We start from the raw sequence: 15180 nt of genomic DNA, 5'->3' as shown, positions 1-15180 counted from the left end.
CATGGGTCACCTTCTCGGGTATGCGCGCGTGTCCACCACAGACCAGGACGCGTCGCTGCAGATCGACGCGCTCAACGCCGCTGGCTGCTACCGCGTGTTCGTCGACACCATGTCCGGGTCGCTCCAACACCGGCCCGAGCTCGACAAGCTCCTCGACCAGCTCCGCCCCGGCGACACTCTCGTCGTCTGGCGACTCGACCGGCTCGGCCGGTCCATCCGGCACCTCATCGATCAGCTGCACGCTCTCGCCGAGCGCGGCATCGGGTTCCGGTCCCTGCAGGAGACCATCGACACCACCTCGCCCGGCGGCCGGCTCGTGTTCCACGTCTTCGCCGCGTTGGCGGAGTTCGAACGGGACCTCATCAAGGAACGCACCAACGCCGGCCTCGCCGCCGCTCGAGCCCGCGGCCGCACCGGCGGCCGACCATCTCGGCTCTCCGCGGACCAGGTGCGCACCGCACGCCGGCTCTACGAACAGCAGGACATGACCGTCGCGCAGATCGGCGACGTGCTCGGCGTTAGCCGCACCACCATCTACCGTGCACTCGCGAAGCACGCCGAGCCCGTCGCGGCGCGACGAACCAAGCCTTCCCCAACGATGTAGCTGGCTATGGACGCGAGCGAGCGGTGGGGCATCCTTCGACTGCACGTCGAGGACGCCATCCCGCTCGCCACCCTGGCCCGCACCACGGGCGTCGCTGAGCGCACCCTGCAACGCTGGTTGGCCCGCTACCGAACCGGCGGATACCCGGCTCTCGCCGACGGCACCCGCACCGATCACGGCGCCCGACGGACGGCACCGGAACTGGTGCGCCTGATTGAGGGGCTCGCACTCACCAAGCCACGACCTTCGATCGCCACGATTCACCGCCAGGTCGACAATTACTGCACCAAACGAGGTCTCTCAGCGCCGTCGTACTCCGTTGTGCGGTCGATCGTGAACGGGCTTGATCCCGGGATGGTGACGCTCGCGCTTGAGGGGCCCGCGTCATATCGGGACAAGCACGAACTGCTGCTCCGACGTCGTGCGGATCGCCCCAACGCGATCTGGCAGGCGGACCACACGATGCTCGATCTGCTCATCGTCGGACCCGACGGCAAGCCCGAACGGCCGTGGTTGACGGTGATCCTCGACGACTACTCCCGCGCGGTCTGCGGGTACATGGTGTTCCTCGGCGCCCCATCCGCCGCGAACACCGCGCTCGCGCTCCGGCAAGCGATCTGGCACAAGCCGGAACCGGACTGGCCTGTCTGCGGGATCCCAGACGTGCTCTACACAGACCACGGGTCCGACTTCACCAGCCACCGAATCGGCGACACCGCCGCCGTGCTGCACCTCCGCATCATCCACTCGCAGGTCGCTCGCCCCCAGGGCCGCGGGAAGATCGAGCGGTTCTTCGGCACCATCAACACCGAGCTGCTCCCAACGCTCCCCGGCCACCTCGCACCCGGATCCTCGGCGCCGGCGCCGACGCCGGCGCTGGATCTCGCCGGTGTCGACAGTGCCATCAACACGTTCATCCGCCGCTACAACGCCCGCATCCACCGCGAGCTCCGGAAGAGCCCACTGGAAGCGTGGATCGCAGACGGGTGGCTGCCACGAATGCCGGACTCCCTCGAGCAGCTCGACGGGTTCCTGCTCACCGTCCCGACCACGCGTGTCGTGCAACGAGACGGCATCCACTTCGAAGGGCTCCGCTACACCGCAACCACTCTCGCACCCTTCGTGGGCAGCACCGTCAGCGTCCGGTACGACCCCCGCGACGTCACCGAGATCCGTGTCTTTCACCGCGACGCGTTCCTGTGCACCGCGATCAGTACCGCGCATCAGACCGAGACCATCAGTCTCAAGCAGATCCAGGCCGCCCGGAACGCGCAACGAAGAGCCCTGCGCGGGCAGATCCGCGAACGCATCGCGATCGTCCGCCCCACACCCGATGATCACACCCCACCAGCACCCGCACCGGCACCGGATCAACCGCGACTGATGACCTACGAGGAGGACCGGTCATGACGAGCCAGTTCATCATCACGAAGGAACACCGTCGGTTCGCGGAGTTCGCCGACGCCGTCCGGAAGCAGAACACCATCGGCGTCTGCTTCGGCCCCGCTGGCGTCGGCAAGACCCTCTCCGCACGCCGCTACGCCCACTGGGACAGCATCGGCCCGTTCATCGCCAGATGGGCCGCACGCAGCGAAGACGACACGAAGATCTACGCCGCCGCCCACCGAGCCCGCACCGTCTTCTACACGCCCGAGGTCTCCGCCACGATGCGCGCCCTGCAGGACGACCTCCGGCACGACATGCTCCGCACCGAACGCTGCATCGAGGAACACCTCCTGCTCCAGGGTCGCCACTTCGACCACGCACACGGCCCCAACCCGTCCCTGCTCGAGCTGATCATCATCGACGAGTCCGAACGCCTCACCGGCAACGCGATCGAGTGGCTCCGCGACCAGTACGACCGCACCGGCATAGCGATGATCCTCATCGGCATGCCCGGCATCGAGAAGCAGTTCAGCCACTACCCGCAGCTCTACAGCCGCCTCGGTTTCGCCCACCAGTACCGTCCCGTCGGCCACGACGAGCTGCTCTTCGTCCTCGAACGTCAATGGCGCAAGCTCGGCAAGACGCTCGACCCCGACGACTTCACCGACGCGCAAGCCATCGCCGCCGTCGAACGCATCACCCGCGGCAACTTCCGGCTCCTTGAGCGCCTCCTCCCTCAGATCCAACGCGTCCTGAAGATCAACGAGCTCGACGTCATCACCAACGACGTCGTCGAGGCCGCCCGCAGCACCCTCGTCATCGGCACCACCTGACCCGACACCGATCGCAGCGAAAACGACGACACAGAGCGAGGCTGCTCACACGAGGGGACTGCTCATCGCGGAGAGCGTCCGGTTCTCCACCGGCTATCGGACGCTTTACTGATGACCCGCCCTCGTGGGAACTTGGGACGATGCAGCACAACGACGTGGCGCTGACCTGGCGTTCAGCCATCAGTGACGAAGAGCTTGCGGACCTCACCGCGGCACACGGAGGTTCGCCTGAGATCGGCTGGTGGGATCGGGTCAGCCAACACTCCCTCGGATGGGTTGCGGGCAGAGACCCGCAGGGAGCCCTTGTTGGCTTCGTGAACGTCGCTTGGGATGGCGCGGACCACGCGTTCCTCATCGACACGAAGACGCATCCCGCACGTCAGCATCAGGGCCTCGGCACTGCGGTCGTCAGGTATGCCGTGGAAGCTGTCCGCTCTGCCGGCTGCGAGTGGTTGTTCGTCGACTACGGCGAGGACATGGTGCCGTTCTACGAGAAGGCTTGCGGCTTTGCTCCCACCCACGCAGGGCTCATCCATCTGCGCTGATGACGCGCCTCGATAGCTGATCGGCTACGGTGCGCCTCACGCGATTGCCGCTGAACGAGTTCGACGAGGACGACGCGATCGTGCGGCCGTCTCCTGTTCGCGTGAACGGGCGGTTTCCGCCCTTCGCGGTTCTCTGCTTCTTCCCGGAAGCGATCGACGAGATGCAGCGCGACGGGGAACTCAAGCGGATCGGGGAGTTCAGCGCCCAGCTCGGCGGGATGGCGATCTACGCCACTCCTGACCAGCACGTGGCCGTATTCCATCCAGGCGTGGGTGGTCCGTTGAGCGCCCACTGCTTCGAACGGGCGATCGCGTCCGGGGTGCGTGCAGCGATCGCGGTAGGGGGAGCGGGAGCGATTGCTCCGTCATTCGGGAAGGACGACGTGTTGGTGGTCTCGGCTGCTGTCAGGGACGAGGGGACGTCGTTCCACTACGTCCCGGCCAGTCGGTTACTGGAGTTCGATGATGGCGAGGTTCGACGTCTCGTCGACGGGTGCGTCGAAGCGGGGCTACCGGCCGCCGCCGGTGTGACCTGGACCACCGATGCGGACTTCCGCGAGACCCGCGGACGAACGGCTCGCCGAAGAGAGGAAGGCTGCGTCGCTGTCGAGATGGAGGCCGCTTCGCTCGCGGCCGTCGCGCGGTTCCGGGCTGTCCGTTACGGCCACGTTTTGTACAGCGGGGATGACCTGACCGGCGACGTGTGGGCGGAACGAGCGTGGACGGGATCCGGCCGTCGGGCCGCGCTGCTTCGAACTGCGATCGAGCTCAGCGTCCGGTAGCGGATCCGCTACCGGACGGGCTGTCGGCTCCACCGTGACGATCAGGTCGAGATCATGGTAAGGCGCGAGGCCCTCTGAGCTGACCCCACCCGAATTCGCTCTCCGCAATGAAGTCTTGGAGATCGCTCTGCACATTGCGAACGAGGGCGTCAGGGCCGTCCTCGACCCATAAGCCGCCGGACCAACCGCGTTCGTGCAGGATGCGCCAGCGGACCACGGCACTGTTCTGCTCGACGAGATCGTCCCCGTCCAGCGCTGGGCCGGTGACGTCGTGGATCGACACGATCTCCACCGTGAGCGTTGCGAGTTCGGGGGTCGTGAGCATGACGTGGAACATCGGCCGCAGCAGGGCGATGACTTCTGACACTTCCAAGATCTCGTCCACCACTCGAAGCTAGCGCCCGAGATCATCGGGACGCTCGCCCGCACCGAGCGTCGCTCCTGTCCGTTGATCGATCCATCAACGGGCTGTCTCTCAGGAGCCGCCGCCCCTACCTCTCAGCAGTCAACCGAACGTGCGGCAGTTCCGTGGCGCACCAGGCTCGGCCGTCCTGTACGAACCGGACGGGTGGGTCACTTCGAATGATGAGCTGATGGGCGTGCTCGGATTCATCGACGAGCGCGAGGGTTCGGACGGTCCCACCGGGGTCGAGCGTGATGATTTCCCTTCATGATGCTGCCAGCCTTCTGCTCCGGCCGATCGCGTCACGTTTTTTGCACGCGGACCGGTTGATGCTGCTCTGAGGCGTGGGCTGGACGGTAATGATGCCTGGTCACCGGCGCCGCGTTGCGGGTTCCCGCACCGCTCGTTCCAGAGCGGTACGTCGCGAGTAGCGTCAGCGGCGTCGTCCCGGGGTGGGACTGACGCGGGGACCAGAACGGACGACACATGCAGCGCTTCACACGCGCGGCAGCGATGACAGCTGCCACGCTCCTCACCGCCAGCGCGATCGGATTCGTCGGGCTCGAAGCAGTATCCGCAGCGACACCGACACCTCCACCTACCGGCGGGGTTCTGCAAATCCTCTCCCCGTACTACTCGGAGCGTGGCCTGCCACAGTTCGCCGATGGCGCGAACGTGCGACGGCTCATCGCGGACACCACCCGCGGCATCGACGCGCGGATGACGGTCTCGAGCACCAGCAGCGCGTCGTTCATCCTGACGCCGCCGAGCGGGAAACCGTTGACGACCGGCAGCTACCGCCTCGTCGGGACGCAGCAGTCCGACCTCGCGAAAGTGCCAACGTTGACCGTCAACGGCGAGTACATCTACGGCGACTTCAACATCCTCGACCTCGCATCCGACCCCACCAACGGGGCTATCACCCGCTTTGACGCGGTCGTACCCGGGATCGGAGAGTTCCGGTTCGGGGAGGACCCGGCCGGATCCGTCGTCTTCGGCGCTCGGAACATCGTCTTCGCGAAGACGTTCATCGGCCTGCCGAAGACGACGCAGGTCGAGACGCTCCACAACACGGGGACCGCCGCGGTCACACTCGGAGCTCCGACCGTCACCGGGGTGAACGCGACGTCGTTCTCCGCCAGCAACAGCACGTGCAAGGCAACCCTCGCCGCCGGCGCCACCTGCACGTTCAAGGTCGGCTTCGCGCCGAAAGCTGCTGGACCCTTGAACGCGGCCTTGAGCATGAAGGTCGGCACGGCGACCAGGTCGGTGCCGCTGACCGGGTCCGCGTTCCTCGGCACGACGGGTATCTCCTCATCCGGGAAGGACATCGTCAACAACGGGAAGACAACGAAGGTCACCGGCGCGAACTCGGCGATGACGGTCGGAGCGGGTTTCGGAGGCTGGACGTTCAACGCCGACAACCTCGACGGCAGTGGAAGCGTTCTCAGAGTCTTCCTCGAGGGGCCCGGCGACGGCCCTATCCCCGTCGGCACGCGAAAGACCTACATCCACGGGCAGGGGAACGGGTACTCCCTGCTCACCACGGTGCGTTCCATGGGCTGCGACACCACCGGCACGGAAACCGTGAAGCAGTTCACCCTCGACCCGGTCACCGGGCTCCCCGACGCTGTGAACCTGTCGTTCACCCAGTACTGCGTCGACAAGAACGCGCAGACCGGTGCGCTGCAGTGGCAGGCACGCGCCGACGTGACCGCACCGGCAGCGCCGACCGCAGTTACGGTGACGGCGACCTCGCCGCGGAAGGTCACCTGGAAGGCGTCCACGTCGAAGGACGCGAAGTCCGTCGTGGCACGGCTCGTGCAAGGCAGCGGTGCCGGCGCGACCTTGCAGAGCGGAACACCGCTCACCGTGTCCGGCACCTCAGCGACAGTGCCGGCCGTTCCGTCCGGTCAGCAGTACACGGTGGCGCTGTTTGCGGTGGACACCACCGGAAACGTCAGCAAGCCTGCCTTCGCCCGGTTCGGCACTCCGCCGGTGACCGTCACAGCCCCCGGCCGGCCGACCATCACCAACGTGACAGCTGGGAGCGGTTCCGTGACCGTCACGTTCACACCCCCAACCAGCAACGGCGGGCTGCCCATCACTAGCTACATTCTCTCCGACTACCGCCACACCGTCACCGGAACATCCAGCCCGCTGACACTGACCGGACTGCCCGCGGGGAACGACATGGTCTACGTCACCCCGGTGAACGCCGCCGGGAAGGGGACAGCGTCGTACTCCGTCCCCGTCACCGTGGGATAACTACGGCGCGACGACGAACGCCCCGACCACGTGACGTGGTCGGGGCGTTCGAAGCTCGTCTCGACCGGCGATCGTCGACCGGACGCGCTGGATGCTCCGAAACCACAGCGGTTGACAGAATCGGGTCATAGCCCGCTCGCTCGCTAGATTGAGCGGATGGTCCGTGATCGTGAGCTCGGCGCGTGGCGGAACCGTGGCCGGCGACGACGTGAGGTGGCCGACCGAGTTGGCGGAGCCCTCCTACTTCCGGCCCAGGGTGGCTGGCTTGCGTTCGCATTGGGACGTGGGGGTGCCTGGTGGGCGGTATGGGCCGTCGTACTTGGGGTTCTCGCAGCCAGCGTCGTTTTCGTCGTCGTGCGAGAACGGCGAGGACCGTCTGAGGGACGACCAGTGTCGGTCTCCCCGCTCTTGTTGGTAGTGGCATCAGCGATCGTCGGATGGGTCGTCCTGGCCGTAGTCCTCTAGCGGCCACCCTGCACGACGGCGATCGGCGAAGGGTGCCCAACCAGAGCTCTCGTCCACCGCCACCCCGAGCCCTGCTAGATCCCGCCGGTATCAGATCGTCTGTTGAGCCGCTGGCGCACGCTCGGCTCAAGACTCCTATTGGCACGTGGGCGGGGCGCGCCGAGGTCCGCTTGTAGGGAGGAAGGAACGCGGGCGGATGTCATCGCTCAGGCACCGTTCACGCCGGCGGCGTCGTCCCGGCGCCCTCGGTGTCGTCCGCGCCCGCCGGGCCGGTGCCGGCCTGATCGAGGTTCTCGTGCGCGTCGCCCATGTCGCCGGTTGCCTTGCCGGCGGGGGAGAGCCCGAAGTGCTCGCGGACGGCGTTCGCCTCGGCAGGGGACAGGGTCTGTCCGACTCCGAGGGACGGCGCGCCCTTGATCGCGTTCTTCGTGTACCCGACGTGCAGATCCGTGCCGTCGAAGGTGGCGTCTTCGACCGGGATGAGCGCCTGGTGTCTCCCGAGCATTCCCGTCGCGACGCTGACGTAGGCAGCGCTTCCGTCCTCGTCGGAGGGGAACACCTGCGTCACCTTGCCGACCGTCGCGCTGTCGCGATCCCGGACCGTCGCGCTCTCGACCTGATGGATGAGGCTCTTGGAGATCATGGCCGTAGTCAACGCCGTGCGCCTGACGCTTCGCGGCAACGCGTGTTTGGACAGGAGGCGCGGTGCCAGCCGGAACCGCGCCTCCCGTCCGGCGCGTGGCACGCATACGCCGGGAGAGACGACTTCGCGATCAGTCCTCGAGGGAGGTTCGGCGGATGGCACGGTGCGCCACCGGAATCGACAAGAGTGCGCCGCCGACGAGCACTCCTGCGGCCACGAGTACCGAGACCGGATGGCGGAGCGGAGCAAGGCCGATGCTTGCCAGGCACCAAGCCGCGGTGATCGTCCCGCTGATGAGCGTGGGACGCAGTGCCGCATGATGCCCGATGCGCCAGGCCGCATCGCTGGACATGGTGATCCGGGTCCGGACGCCGGCGAGATCGTTCCGAGCCAGCGACCCGTTCGCGGCTCTCCAGGTCAGCCAGGTCACGAGTACCGCGGCACCGACCTCGAGAGCCAGCGCGAACACCATTGCTCCATCCATGAGTTCGACGCTAGTGTGCTGAAGTATGAACGGCAATGTTGCGGTCGCCACGGCCTCGTCGCTGAGAACGATAGCGGACGGAATGTCGAATCCGCCGACGGAGGACTGGGCGTGAGTCCTCTCGTCCCGACGGCGCTGGATGGTGCCGCGATGAGCGTCTGCATCCTCGGGCTGTTGCTTGCCCTTGCAGCTCTCACGTCGCTGATCAGAGCCGCGTCGCTGACGGGACGGCATCTGCTCGCCTGGGCTCTCGTCGTCCTCTTCGTCCCCTTCGTCGGTCCGGTGTCGTGGTTCGCCGTTCGGTTCCGTAGGAGTCGACAGAGGTTCCAGAACCTCGATGACGACGCCTGATTCTCACCGGATGGTGAGCGGTGATGTCCCGAGCCGCCAGTCCCGAGTCCGGTCGTGGCGGAACGGCGCTGCAGACGCCCTGACGACGCTTCTGCGGAGGGAGAGATCAGGTGCGGACCCCGTGTGAACTTCGAGGGCTCTGCCGTGCGAGTCTTCGCACGGCTGACGGCTGGCGAACCGTCCGTGAGCCCCGCGAGTCGTACGCCACCGCCTCGATGCTCGAGTGGGGGAGCATCACGAAGGGACTCGTGGGCACGACGGCCCGGCTCGCACTCGAGGTCGACCGACCGGTCGTGCACTACCTCCCCGGTGTGCCCGATGTCGAGATGACCGTTGCTGACCTCGTCCACCACGCCTCCGGTCTGTCCCGGCTTCCGGCGACGATGCGCGACCGACTGTTCCGCGACCCGTACCGAGAGGCCGTTGGCATCCCCCTCGATCACGCAGTCGCGGTACCGGTGGCGCCCCGAGGCCGGTTCGTGTACTCGAACCTGGGATACGCGCTCCTCGGCGCAGTACTCGACGAGGTGCACGGCGACTGGTTCGACGCTGTGCGCCAGCACGTCCTCGAGCCGGCGGGGATGAGCTCTGCGGCCCTCGTGCCCGCTCCGGCAGATCGCGTGGTGCCGAAGCTCTTCGGTCGTGCGATCAAGCCGTGGGCGCTCGGAGGATCGTCGTTGCGGCGGCAGGCGTCGTCTGGTCTACATTCGACGATCTCTGTCGCTACGCCGATTGGGCGCTTGAGCCAGGCGCCGGAGCGTCCCGCACCGTGAGCTGGCAGCGGAGAGGAGCATCGATCTGGATCAACGGAGAAGTGCGAGCGTCGGGAGCGGTCATCGCCAACGCGGCCGAAGTCACTGCGGTGGTCCATGCGCTCGCGAAGACTCCGCACGCGGCTGATGCGATCGCAACGGCGCTCATCGAGCGGAAGGTGCGGGAGAAGTGCGACGGCTGATGAGCGGCTACGCGTTCGAGTGTGGCCACGCCCCAGTCCTGTACTTCGTCGAGGAAGACAGCTCGCGCCTCTTGGATCACTCCCCGTTGCGCTGTAGCTCCTCCGCGTCGCCAGCGGTGCAGGAAGAAACGGCGTCGAGACTGTACCCGCGTTCGTCGGCGAGGAAGTCGATGCTCTTCATCGGGCCACCGACACCTCGGAGGCCGAGCGTCGGTTCCGCGCCGCCGCTCTTGTATCGCTCGGTCTCTATCCCCTTCTCCTTCCAGAGCCGTTCGACGTTCGCCACGTCTTCGGCGGGATCGCCGCTGCGCTGCTCCCGCATCTTCGTGGTGAAGTACGCAGCGCCGCGTCCGCCGCTGTCGCGATTGCAGCCCTGCACTGCCGGTCCGCTCGCCACCGACCACGCACCACCGACCGCATTCGCGGTGTCGTCGACGATCGCCACGACGGCCTCCTTTGCCTGGGCCGGGGTCTGCTCCCTCTCCACGGCGGTTCCTCCGTCGCATCCGGTCAGTGAAAAAACCGCTGTGGCGATCACGGCGATGGTGGCCGACGATCGAACGGCCAGCAGCTGGGGAATCCGTTGGATCATGCGTCGAGCCGAGTCGCTGCTCGTGATCAGAGAGCTCGAAGGACTTGCTGATGCGGGGTTCACTTCGTGAGCTTTCCTTCTTGGTTGATGGTGGCGTGAGCGAGGCTACTGAGACACTGCACATCGCGGTCGAGATCGCGTATTAGTGAGCACCGGGCACCGGAACGATGCTCTCGACAGCTCACTGTTGTGTAGAACACATGCTTCGGCGACGCTTCGGGGTAGGGTCAGAGATCGGACCGGGGTGGGCCTGAGGGGGACGTCATGGGGAAGATCGAGTTCGACGCGGCCGCGGCAGACGCCGTCGTCAGAGCGGCCACGTCGGCGAAGGACGAGCTCCGCGCTCAGTCGGGGGCTCGTCGGTCCGCCGTCGAGGAAGCAGCGGCTGACTTTTCCGGAGCCTACGCGGACCGGTTCACCGAGTCCGCCTCGACTGAGTCGACCGACCGGGGCAAGTTGGCGTCCGTCCTGGATGACCTCGTCGGTCAGGTGCGCGACGCCAAGTCCTCCGCGCAGGCTGAGGAGGAACGGCTGGACGCACTCGATGCTTGGAACGAAGCCGAACGCGAACGCCAGCACGCCGCAGCGACCTCCCTGCTCGCCACCACCACTCTGCCCCCAGTCGCGATCCGTGCGCCGAAACCGTCGGAGGTTGCGGTCCGACCGCCGTCGATCCATGCGGCGTTCGCACCTCGGGAACGCAGGCGGTCCGGAGGTGGCACGGGACACGGTCGAAGCTCAGCGGACCTGGCACCACTGCGCGACTTCAGTATCGTCAGCCGGGCGAACGACGCGGCTGCCGAGTCAAAGGCCGCAACGCTCGCCAGTGCATGGACGGCGTTCACCGCTTCGTGTTCCTGGGTGCTGATCGAGGGGTGCACCTTCGTGACTGGGTTCGATCGCTTCCTCGAGGAGAACCGAGCCGATGCCGCATGGATCGACCGCATCGCGGACGCGTTCGAGCAAGCCGGGAGCGGCGGGTCGCTGACGAACGCCAGGATCGACAAGGCGACCGACGACGAGCTCATCCGCGATGTTCAGCGGCTCTTCGCTGACGACTTGACCCCGACCCAGGTCGCGGCGAGGTGGGCGGATCTCGGTCTGACGAGGGCGGACGCTGCGGACCTCGCACTCCTCCCGACCTCGGTGCTGACCACTCTGGGGAATCTGGAAGGGGCGCCGTACTGGGCGCGCGGAGCTGCGAACGTCGCCGTACTCGACCGCCGGATCGCCTCCGCGAAGAAGTTCCTGGACGACCTTGGCCGCCCGGACCGCACCTACAGCGCGGAGGCGCGCAAGAACGCGGAAGACCTCTCCGCACTCGAATCGATCAAGGCATCACTCAACCCCAACGGCCGCAAGGGCCAGCGAAGCCTCACGGTACTCAGCGCAGACCATCCACCCCTGGCTGCGGTGTCCATCGGAGATCTCGACGAAGCCACGAACGTCACCTGGGCGGTGCCGGGAATGGGATCGAGCACGGGCAGCATGACCGATTGGGCGGATGCCGCTCAGAACGTCTACAGCGAGCAGGCAAAGGCCGCTCCCGCAGGACGCGGCACCACGAATGCCGTCGTCGCGTGGATGGGGTACGAAGCACCGCCCGTCCCGCCGGCGAGCACCGCCGTGTTCGGCAGCGACTACGCGAAGGCCGGCGGCGAGAAGCTGGCCGCGTCGATCAAGGGCCTCGACGCGACGAGAGCCGGTACCATGCCGATCGTCAACGTCCTCGGACACTCCTACGGCACCACGACCGCGTCCTACGCGCTCACGACCGAGGGCGTGCAGGTGGATTCGTTCACCACCATCGCTTCGGCTGGGATCCCGGACAGCATCCACAAAGCAGATGAGATCCACGCGGATGCGATGTACGCGGGGCAAGCAGAAGTGGTGAAGCCGATCATCGAACATTGGAGTGGCGACGAATGGGCGGCGGTCGGGCGTGACTTCAGCTCTGACCATCATCAGGATCCGACTGCTCCGGAGTTCGGCGCGACGAGCTTTGGCGCTGACGGGGCGCCCGGCCTCAAGCCCGTCCGCGATCACGGCGTGCACACCTGGTACGGCGGCGGTTACCTCGATGAAGACACGCAGTCGCTGCAGAACGTCGCATACGCCACGACCGGCCAGCCCGAACGATTGACGAACTGATCATGCCGATTTCGCGGAAGCAAAGTGATCTGGAAGGAACTCCCAGATGAAACCACCACGGGCGAAAGCCGTCTCCGTCCTCCGGACGACAGGAGCCGTACTGCTCGCTGTCGCCGTTCTCACTGGTTGCAGCGAAGGGTCTGGCATGAACACGAAAGAAGCGAAGCAGTCCATCGTCACGTTCGTCGAGGGTTCAACCGACGTGGTCGGTGACGGCTGGGAAGTCAGCGACGGTCCGGGGCTTGGGAAGTGCGGCCGGGGTCTTGGGCAAGAGGGCGTCCAGTACGTCTACGCCAAGGTCCGCTCCGCGAGCGCTGACCCGAAGGCCGACGTCGAGGCGGTGGAACAGCACTGGAAGGAGCTCGGGGTCACGACCGAGCGGTACCAGACCGGCGGCGAGGACCCGATCCTCGGCGTCCGGGGCAGGGGTGGCCCGGTGAGCTCCTCTGACTTCCGCGCGGATCCCCGTGGGTACACGATCGATGGCAGCTCACAGTGCATCGCGGGGGACTTCGAGAAGATGAGCCTCGACAGTCAGGAGTGACGACCGCAGCCTGACCACCGGAACCGAGCCGCGCCTCCAAACCGGCCCGAGGCGCGAGCCCCTGCCGGGCGTGACATGGAAGACGGCCCGCCCCGTTGCCGAGGCGAGCCATCCGGCCGGACCGGGACGCTAGCGCGCAGCCGGCACCGCCGTGCTGACGAGTTCAGCCCGCACGATGTCCGCACCAGCGGACAGCACGCCGAGCTTGTCCAGCGCGGCGCCACGCGCAAGGGGAGCCATCCCGCAGTTGGAGCTCGGGATGAGCTTGTCCGCATCGACGAACTCGAGCGCCCGCCGCAGCACCTCCGCGACCTCCTCCGGCGTCTCCACGGTCTCGGTCGCGACGTCGATCGCCCCGAGCATGACCTTCTTCCCGCGGATCAGTTCGACGAGCTCGAGCGGCACGTGGGAGTGGATGCATTCCAGCGAGACGATGTCGATCGACGACTGCTGCAGCAGCGGGAACGACTGCTCGTACTGCCGCCACTCGGCCCCGAGCGTCTCCTTCCACTTGTTGTTCGCCTCGATGCCGTAGCCGTAACAGATGTGCACGGCCGTCTCGGCACGAAGGCCCTCGGTCGCGCGTTCGAGTGCGGCCACGCCCCAGTCCTGCACCTCGTCGTGGAACACGGTGAAGGCGGGTTCGTCGAACTGGATGATGTCGACGCCGGCGGCTTCGAGCTCACGGGCCTCTTGGTTGAGGATCGTGGCGAATTCCCACGCCAGCTTCTCGCGGCTCTTGTAGTGCTGGTCGGAGAGCGTGTCGATCATGGTCATCGGGCCGGGGAGCGCCCACTTGATCGGCCGGTCCGTTTGGGCGCGCAGGAAGCGAGCGTCGTCCACGAACACAGGTGCCCGGCGGCTGACGGCACCGACGACGGTCGGGACGGCCGCGTCGTACCGGTCACGGATGCGGACGGTCTCCTTGCGCTCGAGGTCGACGCCGTCCAGGTGCTCGATGAACGTCGTGACGAAGTGCTGGCGGGTCTGCTCGCCGTCGCTCACGATGTCGATGCCGCGGCGCTCCTGCTCGTGGACAGCGGAGCGGAGGGCGTCCCGCTTGCCCTCGGTGAGCGCTGCGCCGTCGAGCAGCCAGGGGGACCAGAGCTGCTCGGGCTCGGCGAGCCAGGACGGCTTCGGCAGGCTGCCGACGATCGCGGTGGGGAGGAGAGAACTCATGGAGGTGAAGATCCAGACGGTCAGCGGGCGGGGACGGAGTCGGCAGCGAACTGCGAGAGGAGCGCGTGGTGCGGCGTCACGAGGTGCTCCTCGGTCCACCGACCCTGGGTGATCCCGAGGCGGCTGCGCTCCTCACGGTCGTAGGTGACCGGGGTGGGCGTGAAGTCGGTGTGGTCGAGCGTGGGGCGGTAGGTGCTCCCGGCCGGGGTGTTCGCGGCGTAGATCTCCGGGCGGTAGATCTTCTGGAACGTCTCCATGGTGGCGATCGTGCCGATGAGCTGGAGGTCCGTGTAGTCCCCGGTCAGGTCGCCGCGCGTGTAGAACGCGAGCGGGGCCGATGCTCCGGCGGGCTGGAAGTACCGGACCCGCATGCCCATCCGGCCGAAGTAGTCGTCGGTGAGCGAGGAGTGCTCGTGGTCGTACTCGGCGCCGAGGACGGGGTGGACGTACCCGTTCTGGCGGTACGTCTGGCTCGTCGAGACGCTGATGCAGACGACGGGCTCGGCACTGAAGTCCGAGCGGAACGCGGAGGACTCCAGGAAACGCTGGAAAAGGGCCCCGTGCAACGCCCCGAAGTCAGACGGCAAGCCCGGCGATGACGGCAGCAGCACCGAGAAGTCGTAGTCGCGCAGGTACGACGAGAAGTTGTTGCCGAGGATGCCGTGGTGGTGCTCGCCGGTGTGCTGGTCGACGATCGTGACGTCGAGCATCTCGAGCAGCGGGAACTCGGCGTCCGATCCACCGTCGAAGAACTGCAGCGAGGCCGAAACGATGTCGAGCTCCAGGCGGTAGCGATCACCGGCACCGCCAGCAGAAGCCCCCGCGAGGTCGTTCGCGCGCCCGTCGATCATCGCCAGCGCAGCACGGAGGTTCTGCTGACGGTGCTCGCCGCGCGCCAGGTTGGCGAAGTTCGTGGTCAGCCGGGAGCTGTCGGCGGGGGAGTAGTCCTCGTCGAAGTGGGTCCGGGTGATGCTGAAGGTGAGGTCGTTCGCCAT

17 protein-coding genes are annotated in these 15180 nt (G+C 66.9%); 11 read left to right on the top strand and 6 right to left on the bottom strand.

What is annotated here, in order from left to right; translation table 11 throughout:
• Position 1 precedes the first annotated feature (1 nt).
• The 5 genes from ACIPV1_RS09065 (at position 2) to ACIPV1_RS09045 (ending at position 4150) form a co-directional block, all read left to right on the top strand.
• Positions 2-604, top strand: coding sequence for a recombinase family protein (locus ACIPV1_RS09065; protein ID WP_055960814.1), 603 nt, complete (start codon positions 2-4; stop codon positions 602-604).
• A gap of 6 nt (positions 605-610) precedes the next feature.
• Entirely contained in the window at positions 611-2014 is a 1404-nt protein-coding gene (locus tag ACIPV1_RS09060; RefSeq protein ID WP_071301383.1) for a Mu transposase C-terminal domain-containing protein, read from the top strand.
• Positions 2011-2823 carry an AAA family ATPase gene (locus ACIPV1_RS09055; protein WP_402726216.1) on the top strand — a complete coding sequence of 271 codons (813 nt, stop codon included), beginning with the start codon at positions 2011-2013 and terminating at the stop codon, positions 2821-2823. Before ACIPV1_RS09060 ends, ACIPV1_RS09055 begins: the two co-directional genes overlap by 4 nt.
• 140 nt (positions 2824-2963) lie before the next feature.
• A complete protein-coding gene (locus ACIPV1_RS09050) occupies positions 2964-3368 on the top strand; it encodes a GNAT family N-acetyltransferase (protein ID WP_402726215.1) in 405 nt (134 codons plus the stop codon).
• A gap of 29 nt (positions 3369-3397) precedes the next feature.
• Positions 3398-4150, top strand: a complete 753-nt coding sequence (locus ACIPV1_RS09045) for a nucleoside phosphorylase (RefSeq protein WP_402726214.1) — start codon at positions 3398-3400, stop codon at positions 4148-4150.
• A 52-nt stretch (positions 4151-4202) separates the two neighbouring features.
• On the opposite strand, the gene ACIPV1_RS09040 is transcribed toward ACIPV1_RS09045, so the two are convergent.
• Complete coding sequence (locus ACIPV1_RS09040) at positions 4203-4535, bottom strand: hypothetical protein (protein WP_402726213.1); 333 nt, start codon at positions 4533-4535, stop codon at positions 4203-4205.
• Between the two features lie 693 nt (positions 4536-5228).
• Between ACIPV1_RS09040 and ACIPV1_RS09035 the strand changes: the two genes are divergently transcribed.
• Entirely contained in the window at positions 5229-6821 is a 1593-nt protein-coding gene (locus ACIPV1_RS09035) for a choice-of-anchor D domain-containing protein (RefSeq protein WP_402726212.1), read from the top strand.
• Between the two features lie 682 nt (positions 6822-7503).
• On the opposite strand, the gene ACIPV1_RS09030 is transcribed toward ACIPV1_RS09035, so the two are convergent.
• Positions 7504-7929 carry a hypothetical protein gene (locus ACIPV1_RS09030; RefSeq protein WP_402726211.1) on the bottom strand — a complete coding sequence of 142 codons (426 nt, stop codon included), beginning with the start codon at positions 7927-7929 and terminating at the stop codon, positions 7504-7506.
• A gap of 130 nt (positions 7930-8059) precedes the next feature.
• Complete coding sequence (locus ACIPV1_RS09025) at positions 8060-8401, bottom strand: SdpI family protein (protein WP_402726210.1); 342 nt, start codon at positions 8399-8401, stop codon at positions 8060-8062.
• Between the two features lie 123 nt (positions 8402-8524).
• Here ACIPV1_RS09025 and ACIPV1_RS09020 point away from each other — a divergent pair, with 123 nt between their 5' ends.
• The 3 genes from ACIPV1_RS09020 to ACIPV1_RS09010 all read left to right on the top strand — a co-directional run bounded on the left by ACIPV1_RS09020 (position 8525) and on the right by ACIPV1_RS09010 (position 9719).
• Complete coding sequence (locus tag ACIPV1_RS09020) at positions 8525-8764, top strand: PLDc N-terminal domain-containing protein (protein WP_402726209.1); 240 nt, start codon at positions 8525-8527, stop codon at positions 8762-8764.
• A 110-nt stretch (positions 8765-8874) separates the two neighbouring features.
• A complete protein-coding gene (locus tag ACIPV1_RS09015) occupies positions 8875-9537 on the top strand; it encodes a serine hydrolase domain-containing protein (RefSeq protein WP_402726208.1) in 663 nt (220 codons plus the stop codon).
• The gene (locus ACIPV1_RS09010) at positions 9534-9719 is read left to right on the top strand and encodes a hypothetical protein (RefSeq protein ID WP_402726207.1); all 186 of its coding nucleotides are present in this window, start codon (positions 9534-9536) and stop codon (positions 9717-9719) included. The genes ACIPV1_RS09015 and ACIPV1_RS09010 overlap by 4 nt, the downstream gene beginning before the upstream one ends.
• Positions 9720-9795: 76 nt before the next feature.
• Here ACIPV1_RS09010 and ACIPV1_RS09005 read toward each other — a convergent pair whose 3' ends face one another.
• Positions 9796-10311, bottom strand: a complete 516-nt coding sequence (locus tag ACIPV1_RS09005) for a hypothetical protein (protein ID WP_402726206.1) — start codon at positions 10309-10311, stop codon at positions 9796-9798.
• Between the two features lie 264 nt (positions 10312-10575).
• Between ACIPV1_RS09005 and ACIPV1_RS09000 the strand changes: the two genes are divergently transcribed.
• Both ACIPV1_RS09000 and ACIPV1_RS08995 read left to right on the top strand, forming a co-directional pair.
• Complete coding sequence (locus ACIPV1_RS09000; RefSeq protein WP_402726205.1) at positions 10576-12462, top strand: alpha/beta hydrolase; 1887 nt, start codon at positions 10576-10578, stop codon at positions 12460-12462.
• A gap of 46 nt (positions 12463-12508) precedes the next feature.
• Positions 12509-13006 carry a hypothetical protein gene (locus tag ACIPV1_RS08995; RefSeq protein WP_402726204.1) on the top strand — a complete coding sequence of 166 codons (498 nt, stop codon included), beginning with the start codon at positions 12509-12511 and terminating at the stop codon, positions 13004-13006.
• Between the two features lie 129 nt (positions 13007-13135).
• Here the strand turns inward: ACIPV1_RS08995 and ACIPV1_RS08990 are convergent, their stop codons facing one another.
• Both ACIPV1_RS08990 and ACIPV1_RS08985 read right to left on the bottom strand, forming a co-directional pair.
• Positions 13136-14185: a methionine synthase gene (locus tag ACIPV1_RS08990; protein ID WP_402726203.1), complete on the bottom strand. Its 1050-nt coding sequence runs from the start codon at positions 14183-14185 to the stop codon at positions 13136-13138.
• 20 nt (positions 14186-14205) lie between these two features.
• The gene (locus tag ACIPV1_RS08985) at positions 14206-15180 is read right to left on the bottom strand and encodes a putative oxygenase MesX (RefSeq protein ID WP_402726202.1); all 975 of its coding nucleotides are present in this window, start codon (positions 15178-15180) and stop codon (positions 14206-14208) included.

Source organism: Curtobacterium sp. NPDC089991, assembly GCF_044748425.1.
In the GTDB taxonomy this organism is placed as follows: Bacteria; Actinomycetota; Actinomycetes; order Actinomycetales; family Microbacteriaceae; genus Curtobacterium.
This window is presented reverse-complemented; position numbering and strand designations above follow the sequence as displayed.